Origin of the sequence: Methylibium sp., from assembly GCF_965279545.1 — a bacterium.
Lineage (GTDB): Bacteria > Pseudomonadota > Gammaproteobacteria > Burkholderiales > Burkholderiaceae_C > Methylibium.
Genome location: NZ_OZ257250.1, coordinates 1,955,665 through 1,968,933, shown reverse-complemented (window position 1 = coordinate 1,968,933; position 13,269 = coordinate 1,955,665). Strand labels below are relative to the sequence as shown.

Genomic DNA, 13,269 nt, shown 5'->3' with positions numbered 1-13,269 from the left:
CGGTGACCTCGGACCGCGGAGCGGCATCTGGACCTATAACGCGTGAGACCGCCGATCGGTGCATCGGTTGCGCGCACCGTCTTGAAAAGAATTGCAAATGAGCTTGCGGGGTGCATGCCGGCTACCGCGGCCTGCGGGAGACCTTGCACAGACGCCGCACATGAAAAAGCCGCGGCAGGCCGCGGCTTTCGGGGCCGAGATGCCGAAAGCGTCAGATCACGGCGGCGATCGCCTTGGCCACCGCTTCGAGATTGTGGTGATTCAGTGCCGCGACGCAGATGCGACCCGAATCGATGCCGTAGATGCCGAACTCGCTGCGCAGCCGCTGCATCTGCGCCGCGTTCAGGCCCGAGTAGCTGAACATGCCCTGCTGCGTGGTGATGTAGCTCAGGTCGCCCTTGACGCCGGCGGCCTGCAGCTTGTCGACCAGCGCGACGCGCATCGCCTTGATGCGCTGGCGCATGCCGGCGAGCTCTTCTTCCCACAGGGTGCGCAGCGCGGGGGTGGTGAGCACCGTGGCCACGACCGAGGCGCCGTGCGTCGGAGGGTTGGAGTAGTTGGTGCGGATCACGATCTTCAGCTGGCTCAGCACGCGCGAGGCTTCCTCCTTGCTCGCGCACACCACGCTCAGCGCGCCGACGCGCTCGCCGTACAGCGAGAAGCTCTTGCTGAAGCTGGTGGCGACGAAGAAGTCCAGGCCCGAGGCCAGGAACTGCTGCACCACCGCGCCGTCTTCGGCCAGCCCCGAGCCGAAGCCCTGGTAGGCCATGTCGAGGAAGGGCACCAGGCCACGAGCCTTCACCGCGGCGATCACCTGCTCCCACTGCGCGGGGGCGAGGTCGTAGCCGGTCGGGTTGTGGCAGCAGGCATGCAGCACGACGATCGTGCCGGCGGCGGCGCCGTTCAGCGCGCCGAGCAGTCCGTCGATGGCGATGCCGCGCTTCGCCGCGTCGTAATACGGGTAGCTGCCGACCGTGAAGCCGGCGTTGGCGAACAGCGCCCGGTGGTTCTCCCAGCTCGGGTCGCTGATCAGCACCTGCGCGTTCGGGTTCAGGCGCTTCAGGAAATCGGCACCGACCTTCAGGCCGCCGGTGCCGCCCAGGCCCTGCACCGTGGCGATGCGGCCGCTGGCCGCGGCGGCGTCACCGAACACCAGGCCCTGCACGGCCTTGTCGTAGGCGGCGATGCCGTCGATCGGCAGGTAGCCGCGCGCCTTCGGCGCCTCGAGCATCTGGTGCTCGGCCGCGGCGACGCATTTCAGCAGCGGCAGCTTGCCGTTCTCGTCGGTGTAGACGCCGACACCGAGGTTGACCTTGGCCGGGTTCGGGTCGGCATTGAACTGCTCGTTCAGGCCGAGGATCGGATCGCGCGGAGCGAGCTCGACGGATGCAAACAAAGACATGGGAGTTCCAGCGGAGAGTGGGAAGACACGGGCCCGACGCCAGGGACGGGGGTGGAGCCAGCCGCGATTTTAGGCGCCCGGCGCGCACGCCGCCCGACCGGCCTCGCGCCATCGCGTCTTGCGGTAGGCTGGCGGATTGCCCCGGTCACGAGCCGGGCGAACCGCCGCTCCCGCAATACCGCCATCCGATCAAGAGGCCCACGATGCCTGACCTCGCCGAAGCCGCGCCCGACGCGACCGCCACCCTGCCCGCGGGCGAGTTCGTTTCCTTCCCGGACTCGCCCTTCCAGCTGTTCCAGCCCTATCCACCGGCCGGCGACCAGCCGAGCGCGATCGCGCAGCTGGTCGAGGGCATCAACGACGGCGAGGTGTTCCAGACCCTGCTCGGCGTCACCGGCTCGGGCAAGACCTTCACGATGGCCAACGTGATCGCGCGGCTCGGCCGCCCGGCGATCGTGTTCGCGCCGAACAAGACGCTGGCGGCGCAGCTCTACAGCGAGTTCCGCGACTTCTTCCCGAAGAACGCGGTCGAGTACTTCGTCAGCTACTACGACTACTACCAGCCCGAGGCCTACGTGCCGCAGCGCGACCTGTTCATCGAGAAGGACAGCGCGATCAACGAGCACATCGAGCAGATGCGCCTGTCGGCCACCAAGAGCCTGCTGGAGCGGCGCGACGTGGTGATCGTGGCCTCGGTGTCGGCGATCTACGGCATCGGCAAGCCCGAGGACTACACGCAGATGCGGCTGATCGTGCGCGTTGGCGGCAAGCTCGGCCAGCGCGACCTGATCGCGCAGCTGATCCGCATGCAGTACAAGCGCAACGAGACCGACTTCGCGCGCGGCAGCTTCCGCGTGCGCGGCGACACGGTCGACATCTTCCCGGCCGAGCACTCGGAGCTGGCGATCCGCATCGAGCTGTTCGACGACGAGATCGAGGCGCTGTCGCTGTTCGATCCGCTCACCGGCCAGATCCGCCAGAAGGTGCCACGCTTCGTGGTCTACCCGTCGAGCCACTACGTGACGCCGCGCGAGCAGGTGCTGAGCGCGATCGAAGGCATCAAGGAAGAGCTGCGCAACCGGCTCGCCGAGTTCGTGGCCGCGGGCAAGCTGGTGGAGGCGCAGCGCATCGAGCAGCGCACCCGCTTCGACCTCGAGATGCTGCAGGAGATCGGCCACTGCAAGGGCATCGAGAACTACACGCGCCACCTGTCGGGCGCGGCGCCGGGCGATCCGCCGTCGACGCTGGTGGACTACCTGGCGAAGGACGCGCTGATGTTCCTGGACGAGTCGCATGTGCTGATCGGCCAGTTCGGCGGCATGTACAACGGCGACCGCGCGCGCAAGACCACGCTGGTCGAGTACGGCTTTCGCCTGCCGAGCGCGCTGGACAACCGGCCGCTGAAGTTCGAGGAGTTCGAGACCAAGATGCGCCAGGTGGTGTTCGTCTCGGCCACGCCGGCCGCCTACGAGCAGGAGCACGCCGGCAAGGTGGTCGAGCAGCTGGTGCGGCCCACCGGCCTGGTCGACCCGCAGGTCGAGGTGAGGCCGGCCACCAGCCAGGTCGACGACGTGCTGCAGGAGATCCGCAACCGCGTCGACGTGAACGAGCGGGTGCTGATCACCACGCTGACCAAGCGCATGGCCGAGCAACTGACCGACTACCTCGCGGACAACGGCGTGAAGGTGCGCTACCTGCACTCCGACGTCGACACCGTCGAGCGCGTCGAGATCCTGCGCGACCTGCGGCTGGGCAGCTTCGATGTGCTGGTCGGCATCAACCTGCTGCGCGAGGGGCTGGACATCCCGGAGGTGTCGCTGGTGGCCATCCTCGACGCCGACAAGGAGGGCTTCCTGCGCTCCGAGCGCTCGCTGATCCAGACGATCGGCCGCGCGGCCCGCCACCTCAACGGCAAGGCGATCCTCTACGCCGACCGGATCACCGACTCGATGCGGCGCGCCATCGGCGAGACCGAGCGCCGCCGCGCGCGGCAGATCGCCTTCAACGCCGAGCACGGCATCACGGCGCGCAGCATCAAGAAGGAGATCCGCGACCTCATCGACGGCGTGTACTCCGAGAAGAGCCGCGGCGACGACCTGAAGGCGGCGCAGGCCGCCGCCGAGGTCGAGGCGATGAGCGAGAAGGATCTCGGCAAGCGCATCAAGCTCCTCGAGAAGCAGATGCTTGAGCACGCGCGCAACCTCGAGTTCGAGAAGGCGGCCCGGGTGCGAGACCAGCTCGCCCTGCTGCGCGAGCAGGCCTTCGGCGGCGCCGGCCACGACAACGTGCTGCCGCTGGTGGCGGGCCAGGGCGGGTCTCCCCGCTGACGCGGGGCCGGGTGGCTCTTTCATAATCGGCTGCAAGGACGGGGACGCACGAACCCCGCCGGCACGGCTGGGCCGTGCCATTCGCAGGAGACACGTTGTGGGCGATCCTCTGTCGCTGCTGAGGTTCAGCGCGGCGTCCGGGCACATCTGGCTGGACGAGCAGCGCATGCTGCTGCTGCACGCCCGGGCCGTGGCGGCGCTGCGCAAGGAGTTGTTCGACTCGCTCGGTGTCGAGCGCGCGCGCGGCCTGCTGGTGCGCATGGGCTTCGCGTCCGGGCGCCACGACGGCGAGCTCGCCGTCAAGCAGCGCCGCGCCGGCACCAGCACCGAGGAGGCCTTCCTGCTCGGGCCGCAGCTGCACGCCATGGAAGGCGCGGTCAGCGTCGAGAAGGTCGAGCTCGAGATCAACCTCGCCACCGGCCACTTCTTCGGCGACTTTCTGTGGACCAACTCCTGGGAGGACGAAGCCAACATCGCCGACTTCGGCTTCGGCGAGGAGCCGGCCTGCTGGACGCAGATCGGCTACGCCTCGGGCTACACCAGCGCCTTCATGGGCCGGCTGGTGGTGTTCAAGGAGATGGAGTGCCGCAGCCAGGGCGACAGCCGTTGCCGCATCATCGGCCAGCCGGCCGAAGCCTGGCACGACGAGCAGTACGTCGGCTACTTCCGCCCGCAGGTGATCGGCCAGCAGCTGATCGACTACAGCATCGGCCTGGAGCAGCTGCGCGCGGTGCAGGCGCGGCGCCAGTACGACCGCAAGCTGATCGGCGTCTCGCCGGGCTTTCGCGCCGCTTTCGAGCTGCTGCGCAGCGCGGCCGACAGCGCGATCACCGTGCTGCTGCTGGGCGAGACCGGCGTGGGCAAGGAGATGTTCGCGCGCTGGCTGCACGAGAACGGCCCGCGCGCCGGCGGCCCGTTCATCGCGGTGAACTGCGCGGCGATCCCGCACGAGCTGATCGAGTCCGAGCTGTTCGGCGTCGAGAAGGGCGCCTACACCGGCGCGCAGCTGGCGCGTGCCGGGCGCTTCGAGCGCGCCAGCGGCGGCACGCTGTTCCTCGACGAGGTGGGCGACCTGCCGCTGGCGGCCCAGGTGAAGCTGCTGCGCGCGCTGCAGACCGCCGAGGTCGAGCGGCTCGGCTCCGAGCACGCCACCAGGATCGACGTGCGCATCGTCGCGGCCACCAACGTCAACCTGCAGCAGGCCATGCAGGCCAGCAAGTTCCGCAGCGACCTGTTCTACCGGCTCAACACCTTCCCGGTCACCATCCCGCCGCTGCGCGAGCGCACCACCGACATCCCGGCGCTGATCGAGCGCTTCCTCGAGAAGTACGGCGAGCTCTACAACAAGAAGCTGCGCGGCCTGACCGACAAGGCGATGCGCCAGGTGCTGAGCCATCCCTGGCCCGGCAACATCCGCGAGTTGGAGAACGTGATCGAGCGCGCCGTGCTGCTGGCGCCGTGCAACGGCTCGATCGAGGCCTGCCACCTGTTCGGCGAACCGGCGCTGCGGGTGGGCGAGGGGGCCGTCGACTCGAAGGGCCGCGTGACCGAGATGAACCCCGACGCGCTCGGTCGCTTGTGCGACGAGGCCTTCGAGCACCACATCGACCTCGAATCGCTGGAGCGCCGCATGATGCAGACCGCAATGCAGCGCGCCAAGGGCAACCTGTCGCAGGCCGCGCGCCTGCTCGGCATCACGCGGCCGCAGCTGGCCTACCGGCTCAAGAAGGAAGGCCTGCCGGCGGACTGAGCGGCCGCTTGCCTGCGCGGCACGGGCCCGAAGGGTGATCCCAGGAAACGGGCGCCCTCCGCGTTGCCCCTGCTCGCCGGGGGGCGACCCCGGCTGCGCTGGGCGCCTTGATGGCGCCCGTTTCCTGGGTCACGCGAGCCCCCCGGTAGCGTTAACAGGCCCTAGTCGCTCTCCGGCGATCCGGCGGCTTTTCTTTTTTGCGGGGCCCGGCGCGAGCACTTCACCAAATGATCAAGCTGCGCCGCAGCAACTGATCAGACAGGCATCCGGAGCAACCCTTGCTTTGCCGCCGCTGCGGCCGTGATGCCATACGAATCAAGCACTTGGCGCGCTTGGCACAGGCGTTGCCCTTATCAGTCCACCAAAGCACTTCGCCTTGGCCGAAGTGGTGGATTGAACAAATGAAGCTTGCCAACCCCAGTGCCCCACGCGCCATGCCCGGCTCGGCCACCCGGCTGACCGGTCAGCCCTGCTTCGTGCGCGTGACCGGCACGCTGGAAGACCGCTTCGTCGAGTTCGAGTTCGCGATCGGGGATCCGGAGTTGTCGGTCGAGCTGGTGATGCAGTTCGAGCAGTTCCGCGAGTTCTGCGCCACCCACGAGGTCACGCACCTCGGCGCCGAAGCCTGCGCCCGGCTGGATTACGAACGCATGAAGTGGCGCTACGGCGCGCCCGGCATCGCCGATTGAACGTTTGAGAGCCTCACAGGAGACAACGCAGTGCACGTCGAGATCAAGACCTCGGACATCCGGCCGATCCGGCAGACCTTCTCGCATGTGGCGCGGCGGCTGGGGGCCGACAAGCCAGCGTCGCGCTACCAGGAAGCGACGCTGGACATGCAGCCGACGACGAACTTCCACTACCGCCCGCTGTGGCAGCCGGAGTTCGCGCTCTATGACCAGCGCCGCACCGCGATCGTGATGGCCGACTGGTACCGCTTCAAGGACCCGCGCCACTTCTACTACGGCACCTACACGATCACGCGCGCCAAGCAGCAGGAGGGCACCGACAAGCAGTTCGAGTTTGTCGAGAAGCGCAACCTGCTGAGCACGCTCGACGAGTCGATGCTCGATTCGCTGCAGAACGTGCTGGTGCCGCTGCGCCACTACGAGTGGGGCGCGAACATGAACAACGTCTACTGCTGTGCCTACGGCTATGGCACCGCGGTGACGCAGGCCTGCGAGTTCGCCGCGATGGACCGGCTCGGCGTCGCGCAGTACCTCTCTCGTCTGGGCCTGCTGCTCGACGGCAACCAGGGCGCGGCGCTCGGTGCCGGCAAGCAGGCGTGGCTGACCGATCCGGCCTGGCAAGGGGTGCGGCGCCTGATGGAGAACCTGTTTGTCACGAAGGACTGGTTCGAGCTCTTCGTCGCGCAGAACCTGGTCTTCGACGGCCTGCTGTACCCGCTGATCTACCGCGACTACGTTGGCGCGGTGAGCCCCCGCAGCGGCAACGCCGTGGGCATGCTGACCGAGTTCATGAGCGACTGGTTCGAAGAGACCGGGCGCTGGGTGGACGGCACGGTGAAGACGGCCGTGGAGGAGTCGCCGGCCAATGCCGAGCGGGTCGGCCAGTGGTACCGCACCTGGCGCGACGAGATGGTGCGCGCCCTGGAGCCCCTGGCCGCGCGGGCACTCGGTGCCGACGGCGCGGCTGCGCTCGGCGCGGTGTGCAGCGGCCTGGACGCGCGAGCCGCCCGTCTCGGCATCCAGTCCTGATTCGCTTCACGGAGAACCCCATGTCCATCCCCGCCGCCATCGATACCTCCCGCACGCCGGTGTTCATCGCGCTGCAGAACACCGACACCGCGCGCAGCATCGTCGCCGCGATCGTCGCCGACAACCCCGAAGCCTCGGTGGTCGAGTACCCCGCGATGGTGAAGATCGACGCCCCCGGGCGGCTCGTCATCCGACGCGCATCGGTCGAGGAGCAGCTGGGCCGGCGCTGGGACACCCAGGAGCTGCAGCTCGACCTGATCTCTCTGTCCGGCGGCATCGACGAGACCGACGACGAGTTCTCGCTGCAGTGGGGCGCGCGCCCCTGAGCCTGTCCACGAGAAGAAACCGCCATGCCCGCCGACACCGGAGACAAACCCATGAGCAGCAGCACCACGACCCCGACCCGTCCCGCCAAGCGACTCGGCCTGAAGGAGAAGTACGGCCTGATGACGCGCGACCTCGGCTGGGACACCACCTACCAGGCGATGGACGACGTGTTCCCCTACGACCAGTTCGAGGGCATCAAGATCCACGACTGGGACAAGTGGGAAGACCCGTTTCGCCTGACGATGGACGCCTACTGGAAGTTCCAGGGCGAGAAGGAGAAGAAGCTCTACGCGATCATCGACGCGTTCCAGCAGAACAACGGCCAGTTCAACATCGTCGACCCGCGCTACCTCAACACCATCAAGCTGTTCCTGACCGGCGTGACGCCGCTGGAATACGCCGCGCACCGCGGCTACGCGATGGCCGGGCGCAACTTCCGCGGCGTGAGTGCGCGCATCGCCTGCCAGATGCAGTCGATCGACGAGCTGCGCCACGCGCAGACCCAGTTCCACACCATCAGCCACTACAACAAGTACTTCAGCGGCCTGCACGACTCGGCCCACATGTTCGACCGCGTCTGGTACCTGTCGGTGCCGAAGTCCTACTTCGAGGACGCGATGAGCGCCGGGCCGTTCGAGTTCCTCACCGCGATCTCGTTCTCCTTCGAGTACGTGCTGACCAACCTGCTGTTCATGCCGTTCATGAGCGGCGCCGCCTACAACGGCGACATGGCCACCGTGACCTTCGGCTTCTCGGCGCAGAGCGACGAATCGCGCCACATGACGCTGGGCCTCGAGATCGTGAAGTTCATGCTCGAGCAGGACCCGGGCAACGTGCCGATCGTGCAGAAGTGGATCGACAAGTGGTTCTGGCGCGGCTACCGGCTGCTGACGCTGGTGTCGATGATGATGGACTACATGCTGCCCAAGCGCGTGATGAGCTGGGCCGAGGCCTGGGAGATGTACTTCGAGCAGAACGGCGGCGCGCTGTTCGAGGACCTGGCGCGCTACGGCATCCGCCTGCCCAAGTACCACGAGGTGGCGAGCAAGGAGAAGGACCGCCTCTCCCACGAGGCCTGGGCCACCTTCAACAACTACGGTCATGCCGCGGCCTTCAACGTCTGGGTGCCCAAGCCCGACGAGATGGCCTGGCTGTCGGAGAAGTACCCCAAGACCTTCGACAAGCTCTACCGCCCGCGCTTCGAGTGGATGGCCGAGCAGGAGAAGCAGGGCAAACGCTGGTTCAACAACACGCTGCCGATGCTGTGCCAGACCTGCCAGGTGCCGATGTTCTTCACCGAGCCGGACGACCCGACCAAGATCTGCTACCGCGAGACGACCTACCACGGCATGAAGCACCACTTCTGCTCCGACGGCTGCAAGGACATCTTCGAGAACGAGCCCGAGAAGTACGTGCAGGCCTGGATGCCGGTGCACCAGATCTACCAGGGCAATTGCTTCCCCGAAGGCGCCGACCCGACGGCGCCGGGGTTCGATCCGCTGCAGGAGGTGCTGAAGTACTACCACTTCCAGCCAGGCGCCGACGGCGGGGAGTTCAACACCTCGTCGGACAAGGCGAACTGGGAACGCTGGACCGGCCAGAGCCTGTCCGAGCCCAAGGCTGCCTGAGCCCGAGTCCGCACTGAAACCCCGAAGCCCGCAGCGCGCCCGACCGGGTGCGCCGGCGGAGCCGAGTCTGAAGGAGACACAAGAATGTCCGTCGTTGCACTGAAACCCGGCTACAGCGGCCCGGTCGCCGACAGCGAAGACCGCTTCCACGGCAAGCGCCTGCTCTACATCGGCTGGGACGACCATCTGCTGTTCTGCTCGCCGGTGTGCCTGCCGCTGCCGCCCGACATGCCGTTCGGCGCGCTGCCGGGCGAGGTGCTGCCGGGCGTCTACGGCAGCCATCCCGATTTCGCGAAGATCGACTGGAGCCGGGTCGAGTGGCAGGACTCGGGCCGGCCATTCAAGCCGGACGCGGCGAAGTCGCTGGCCGACAACGGCCTCGTTCACAAGTCGGTGATCCGCTTTCGCACGCCGGGCCTCACCGGCATCGGCGGATCGCATTCCTGAACACGCCGGCCCCGGGGATTTGTCGATGAGCTTCCAGATCACGATCGAGCCGCTCGGCCATGCCGTCGAGGTGCGTGACGGGCAGACGGTGCTCGACGCCTGCCTGCGCGCCGGTGTGTGGCTGCCGCACGCTTGCGGCCACGGTGTGTGCGGCACCTGCAAGGTCCAGGTGCTGGAGGGCGAGTGCGAGCACAACGACTCGTCGAACTTCGCGCTGATGGACTTCGAGCGCGACGAAGGCAAGATCCTCGCCTGCTGCGCCACCGCCACCACCGACGTCGTCATCGAAGCGGACATCGACGAGGACCCGGATGCGCAGTTCCTGCCGCTCGAGGACTACACCGCCAGGCTGGTCGAGGCGCGCATGCTCACGCCCACCATCCGCGGGCTGTGGCTCGAGCCCGACCGCCCGGTGCCGCTCCAGGCCGGGCAGTACCTGATGATGAAGGTGCCGGGCGTGGACGGCGAGCGCGCCTTCTCGATCGCCAACGCGCCGGGCGACAAGCTGGTGGAGCTGCACATCCGGCGCGTGCCCGAGGGCCGCGCCACCGGCTGGCTCCACGACGGCCTGCAGGTCGGACAGAGCCTGCATTTCACGGCGCCCAGCGGCCGCTTCTTCGTGCGCAAGTCGGCCAAGCGGCCGCTGATCTTCGTGGCGGGCGGCTCGGGACTGTCGAGCCCGAAGTCGATGATCCTCGACCTGCTGGCCGAAGGCTGCACCCTGCCGATCACGCTGGTGCAAGGTGCACGCGACCTGGGCGAGCTGTACTTCCGCGAGCTGTTCGAGCAGCTTGCCGACCGGCACCCCAACTTCAGCTACGTGCCGGCGCTGTCCAACCTGCCGGCCGACACGCCGTGGGACGGTGCGCGTGGCCATGCGCACGAGGCGCTGAAGGCACGCTTCGCCGGCGACTTCCGCGGCCACCAGGCCTACCTGTGCGGCCCGCCGCCGATGATCGAGGCCTGCATCGCCACCTTCATGCAGGGCCGGCTGTTCGAGCGCGACATCTACACCGAGAAGTTCTTCACCGCAGCCGACGCGGCGAACTCGGCGCCGCGCAGCCCGCTGTTCAAGAAGCTCTGACCGGCACACCGCGATGCACTCACCGGCCCTGCCACTCCTTCGAGAAGGCCCGCACCACGTCGACGAACGTCGCGAGGATGGGCGAGAGGTCGTCGCGCCGGTGGATGCAGGCCAGCTCGATGTCCTTCAGGTAGCGGCAATTCAGCGGCCGGTACACCACGCCGGGCAGCTGCAGGCTCGCCGTGGACTCGGTCGCCACGCACAGCCCGAAGCCGCCGGCCACCAGCGCCACGCAGGTCAGCACGTCCTCGACCGACTGCGCCACGTTCATGCGCGCGCCTTCGCGCTGGAAGGCCGAGGCCACCTGTTGGGCCAGGCCGGGCAGCGGCGAATTGGGGTAGAGGATCAGCGGCTCGCTGTCCATGTCGCGCACGGTGATCTCACGCTGCTTGCACAGCCGGTGGCCCTTGTAGAGGCCGACGACCAGCCGCTCGCGCAGCACGGTCTCGATCACCAGGTCGGGCTCGCGCGGGAACAGGCGGTTGAAGCCGACCGTGATGCGGCGTTCGCGCAGCGCCTCGATCTGCTGGGCCTTGCTGAGGTGGTGCAGCTCGATCTCGATCTTCGGCCGCTCGGCATGGAAACGCGCCAGCAGCCGCGGGATCACGTCGAGCACGCCCGAGCCGAAGATGCCCACGTCGATGCGGCCGATCATGCCCTTGCCGGCGAGCTGGGTGCGCTCCTTGGCGCGGTTCGCCAGCGACAGCAGGTTGGGCACCTCGTCGAGCAGCACCTGGCCGGCCTCGGTGAGATCGACGCCCTTGGGCGTGCGCACGAACAGCGGCGTCCCCAGTTCCTCCTCCAGCGCACGGATCTGCCGCGTCAGCGGCGGCTGTGCCATGTGCAGCCGCTCGGCCGCGCGGCGGAAGTTGCGCTCCTCGGCCAGGGCCAGGAATTCGCGCATCTGTCGCAGTTCCATCGGGGCGCTCCTTCGTCGGCATATCAATACCGGATTGGTATCGATTTTGCAAAAAGCAGTATTGGACAGTATCGGGTGCGATCCCTATCGTTCACTGACAACGCGTCCCGGCGCATCGCCTGCGAAGACAGGCGGCACCGCAAGACCGGTCAGGAGACACACATGAGCAGCGCCCCCCCGCGGTGGCTGGCCTGAGGCAGGTCATGCCGCACTACGAGGTTCACATTGCGAACACCGGCGAAGCCTACGGCTGCGCCGACACGCGCACGCTGCTCGAGGGCATGGAGGCGCTGGCACGGCGCGGCATCCCGGTGGGCTGCCGCGGCGGCGGCTGCGGCGTGTGCAAGGTGCGCATCGAGACCGGCGCGGTGCGCACCGAGAAGATGAGCCGCAGCCACGTCAGCGCCGATGAAGAGGCCGCCGGTTACGTGCTGGCCTGCCGCGCCTACCCGCGCAGCGACCTGCGCCTGTGCGCCGTCGAGAAGCTGGCGCGCTGCATCGAGCGCGGCCACGCCCTCTCTTTCCTCGACGCTGCGCGCGCCGCGCAGCGATCGACTTCCTGACCGATTCACCGACCCCACCAAGAGGAGACACACCATGGCGATCACTGGCGTATTGAGACCCGGGCACGTGCAACTGCGCGTGCTCGACCTGAAGGCCGCAGTCCAGCACTACGCGGAAGTGCTGGGCCTGTGGGAGACCGGGCGCGACGCGCAGGGCCGCGTCTACCTCAAGGCCTGGGACGAGCACGACCACCACAGCGTGGTGCTGCGCGAGGCCGACGAGGCCGGCATGGACTTCATGGGCTTTCGCGTCGATTCACCGGCCACGCTGAAGAAGCTGGCCGCCGACGTGAAGGCCAGCGGCCTGGCCACCAACCTGCAGTGGGTCGAGGCCGGCGAGATGCTCAAGACCGGCGAGCGTTTTCGCTTCACGGTCGCGACCGGCCATGCGATCGAGCTGTTCGCCGAGAAGGAGCAGGTCGGCAACGGCATGCCGCTCGTCAATCCCGAGGTCTACCCCGACGGGCTCAAGGGCATGTCGCCGTCGCGCTTCGACCACTGCCTGCTGTACGGCGACGACCTCGACGGCACCGTCAAGCTGTTCACCGAGGTGCTGGGCTTCGGCCTGGCCGAGCAGGTGGTGGCCGGGCCGGACAAGCTGCAGATCGCGGCCTTCCTGACCTGCTCGAACAAGCCGCACGACGTGGCCTTCATCCGCCACCCGGCGAAGAACAAGTTCCACCACGCGTCCTTCATCCTGGACAACTGGGGCGAGGTGCTCAAGGCGGCCGACATCATCACCAGGAAGCGCGTCTCGCTCGACATCGGCCCGACGCGCCACGGCATCACGCGCGGCGAGACGATCTATTTCTTCGACCCGAGCGGCAACCGCAACGAGGTGTTCTCCGGCGGCTACATCTCCTACCCGGACCGCCCCACGCTGACCTGGACCGACGACGAGCTCGGGCGCGCAATCTTCTATCACGACCGCAAGCTCAACGAGGCCTTCCTCAGCGTCGTGACTTGACCACCCCCGTTGCGGCTGCGCCGCTCCCCCTCGAGGGGGGCGACGCTGGCGGACCGGCGCAGCCGGATCCGCGGCGTCTGCTGACGTGGGCCGTGGCGAATTGAACATCGCTGTGCGACCTGACCGACCGATTGATC

At 67.8% G+C, this 13,269-nt stretch carries 12 protein-coding genes; 10 read left to right on the top strand and 2 right to left on the bottom strand.

Going from position 1 to position 13,269, the window contains the following annotated elements; translation table 11 throughout:
• Positions 1 to 211: 211 nt before the first annotated feature.
• Positions 212 to 1,402, bottom strand: a complete 1,191-nt coding sequence (locus ACQY9S_RS09150) for an aromatic amino acid transaminase (protein ID WP_428425026.1) — start codon at positions 1,400 to 1,402, stop codon at positions 212 to 214.
• Between the two features lie 203 nt (positions 1,403 to 1,605).
• On the opposite strand from ACQY9S_RS09150, the gene uvrB reads away from it, so the two are divergent.
• The 8 genes from uvrB to ACQY9S_RS09110 all read left to right on the top strand — a co-directional run bounded on the left by uvrB (position 1,606) and on the right by ACQY9S_RS09110 (position 10,683).
• The gene (gene uvrB, locus ACQY9S_RS09145) at positions 1,606 to 3,729 is read left to right on the top strand and encodes an excinuclease ABC subunit UvrB (protein ID WP_428425024.1); all 2,124 of its coding nucleotides are present in this window, start codon (positions 1,606 to 1,608) and stop codon (positions 3,727 to 3,729) included.
• 97 nt (positions 3,730 to 3,826) lie between these two features.
• Positions 3,827 to 5,479 (top strand): sigma 54-interacting transcriptional regulator, encoded by a 1,653-nt coding sequence (locus tag ACQY9S_RS09140; protein WP_428425022.1) that lies wholly within the window; start codon positions 3,827 to 3,829, stop codon positions 5,477 to 5,479.
• A 401-nt stretch (positions 5,480 to 5,880) separates the two neighbouring features.
• A complete protein-coding gene (locus ACQY9S_RS09135; RefSeq protein ID WP_428425020.1) occupies positions 5,881 to 6,168 on the top strand; it encodes a phenol hydroxylase subunit in 288 nt (95 codons plus the stop codon).
• Positions 6,169 to 6,198: 30 nt separating this feature from the next.
• Positions 6,199 to 7,197, top strand: a complete 999-nt coding sequence (locus tag ACQY9S_RS09130; RefSeq protein ID WP_428425018.1) for an aromatic/alkene monooxygenase hydroxylase subunit beta — start codon at positions 6,199 to 6,201, stop codon at positions 7,195 to 7,197.
• A gap of 20 nt (positions 7,198 to 7,217) precedes the next feature.
• Positions 7,218 to 7,523, top strand: a complete 306-nt coding sequence (locus tag ACQY9S_RS09125) for an MmoB/DmpM family protein (protein ID WP_428425016.1) — start codon at positions 7,218 to 7,220, stop codon at positions 7,521 to 7,523.
• 51 nt (positions 7,524 to 7,574) lie between these two features.
• Positions 7,575 to 9,152, top strand: a complete 1,578-nt coding sequence (locus ACQY9S_RS09120; protein ID WP_428425014.1) for an aromatic/alkene/methane monooxygenase hydroxylase/oxygenase subunit alpha — start codon at positions 7,575 to 7,577, stop codon at positions 9,150 to 9,152.
• 84 nt (positions 9,153 to 9,236) lie between these two features.
• The gene (locus ACQY9S_RS09115; protein ID WP_428425012.1) at positions 9,237 to 9,599 is read left to right on the top strand and encodes a phenol hydroxylase subunit P4; all 363 of its coding nucleotides are present in this window, start codon (positions 9,237 to 9,239) and stop codon (positions 9,597 to 9,599) included.
• 25 nt (positions 9,600 to 9,624) lie between these two features.
• Positions 9,625 to 10,683, top strand: coding sequence for an NADH:ubiquinone reductase (Na(+)-transporting) subunit F (locus tag ACQY9S_RS09110; RefSeq protein WP_428425010.1), 1,059 nt, complete (start codon positions 9,625 to 9,627; stop codon positions 10,681 to 10,683).
• Between the two features lie 19 nt (positions 10,684 to 10,702).
• Here the strand turns inward: ACQY9S_RS09110 and ACQY9S_RS09105 are convergent, their stop codons facing one another.
• Positions 10,703 to 11,602, bottom strand: coding sequence for a LysR substrate-binding domain-containing protein (locus tag ACQY9S_RS09105; protein ID WP_428425008.1), 900 nt, complete (start codon positions 11,600 to 11,602; stop codon positions 10,703 to 10,705).
• Between the two features lie 203 nt (positions 11,603 to 11,805).
• Between ACQY9S_RS09105 and ACQY9S_RS09100 the strand changes: the two genes are divergently transcribed.
• Both ACQY9S_RS09100 and ACQY9S_RS09095 read left to right on the top strand, forming a co-directional pair.
• Positions 11,806 to 12,165: a 2Fe-2S iron-sulfur cluster-binding protein gene (locus ACQY9S_RS09100; RefSeq protein ID WP_428425006.1), complete on the top strand. Its 360-nt coding sequence runs from the start codon at positions 11,806 to 11,808 to the stop codon at positions 12,163 to 12,165.
• Between the two features lie 34 nt (positions 12,166 to 12,199).
• On the top strand, positions 12,200 to 13,132 hold the full coding sequence (locus ACQY9S_RS09095) for a catechol 2,3-dioxygenase (protein WP_428425004.1): 933 nt from the start codon (positions 12,200 to 12,202) through the stop codon (positions 13,130 to 13,132).
• Positions 13,133 to 13,269: the final 137 nt, after the last annotated feature.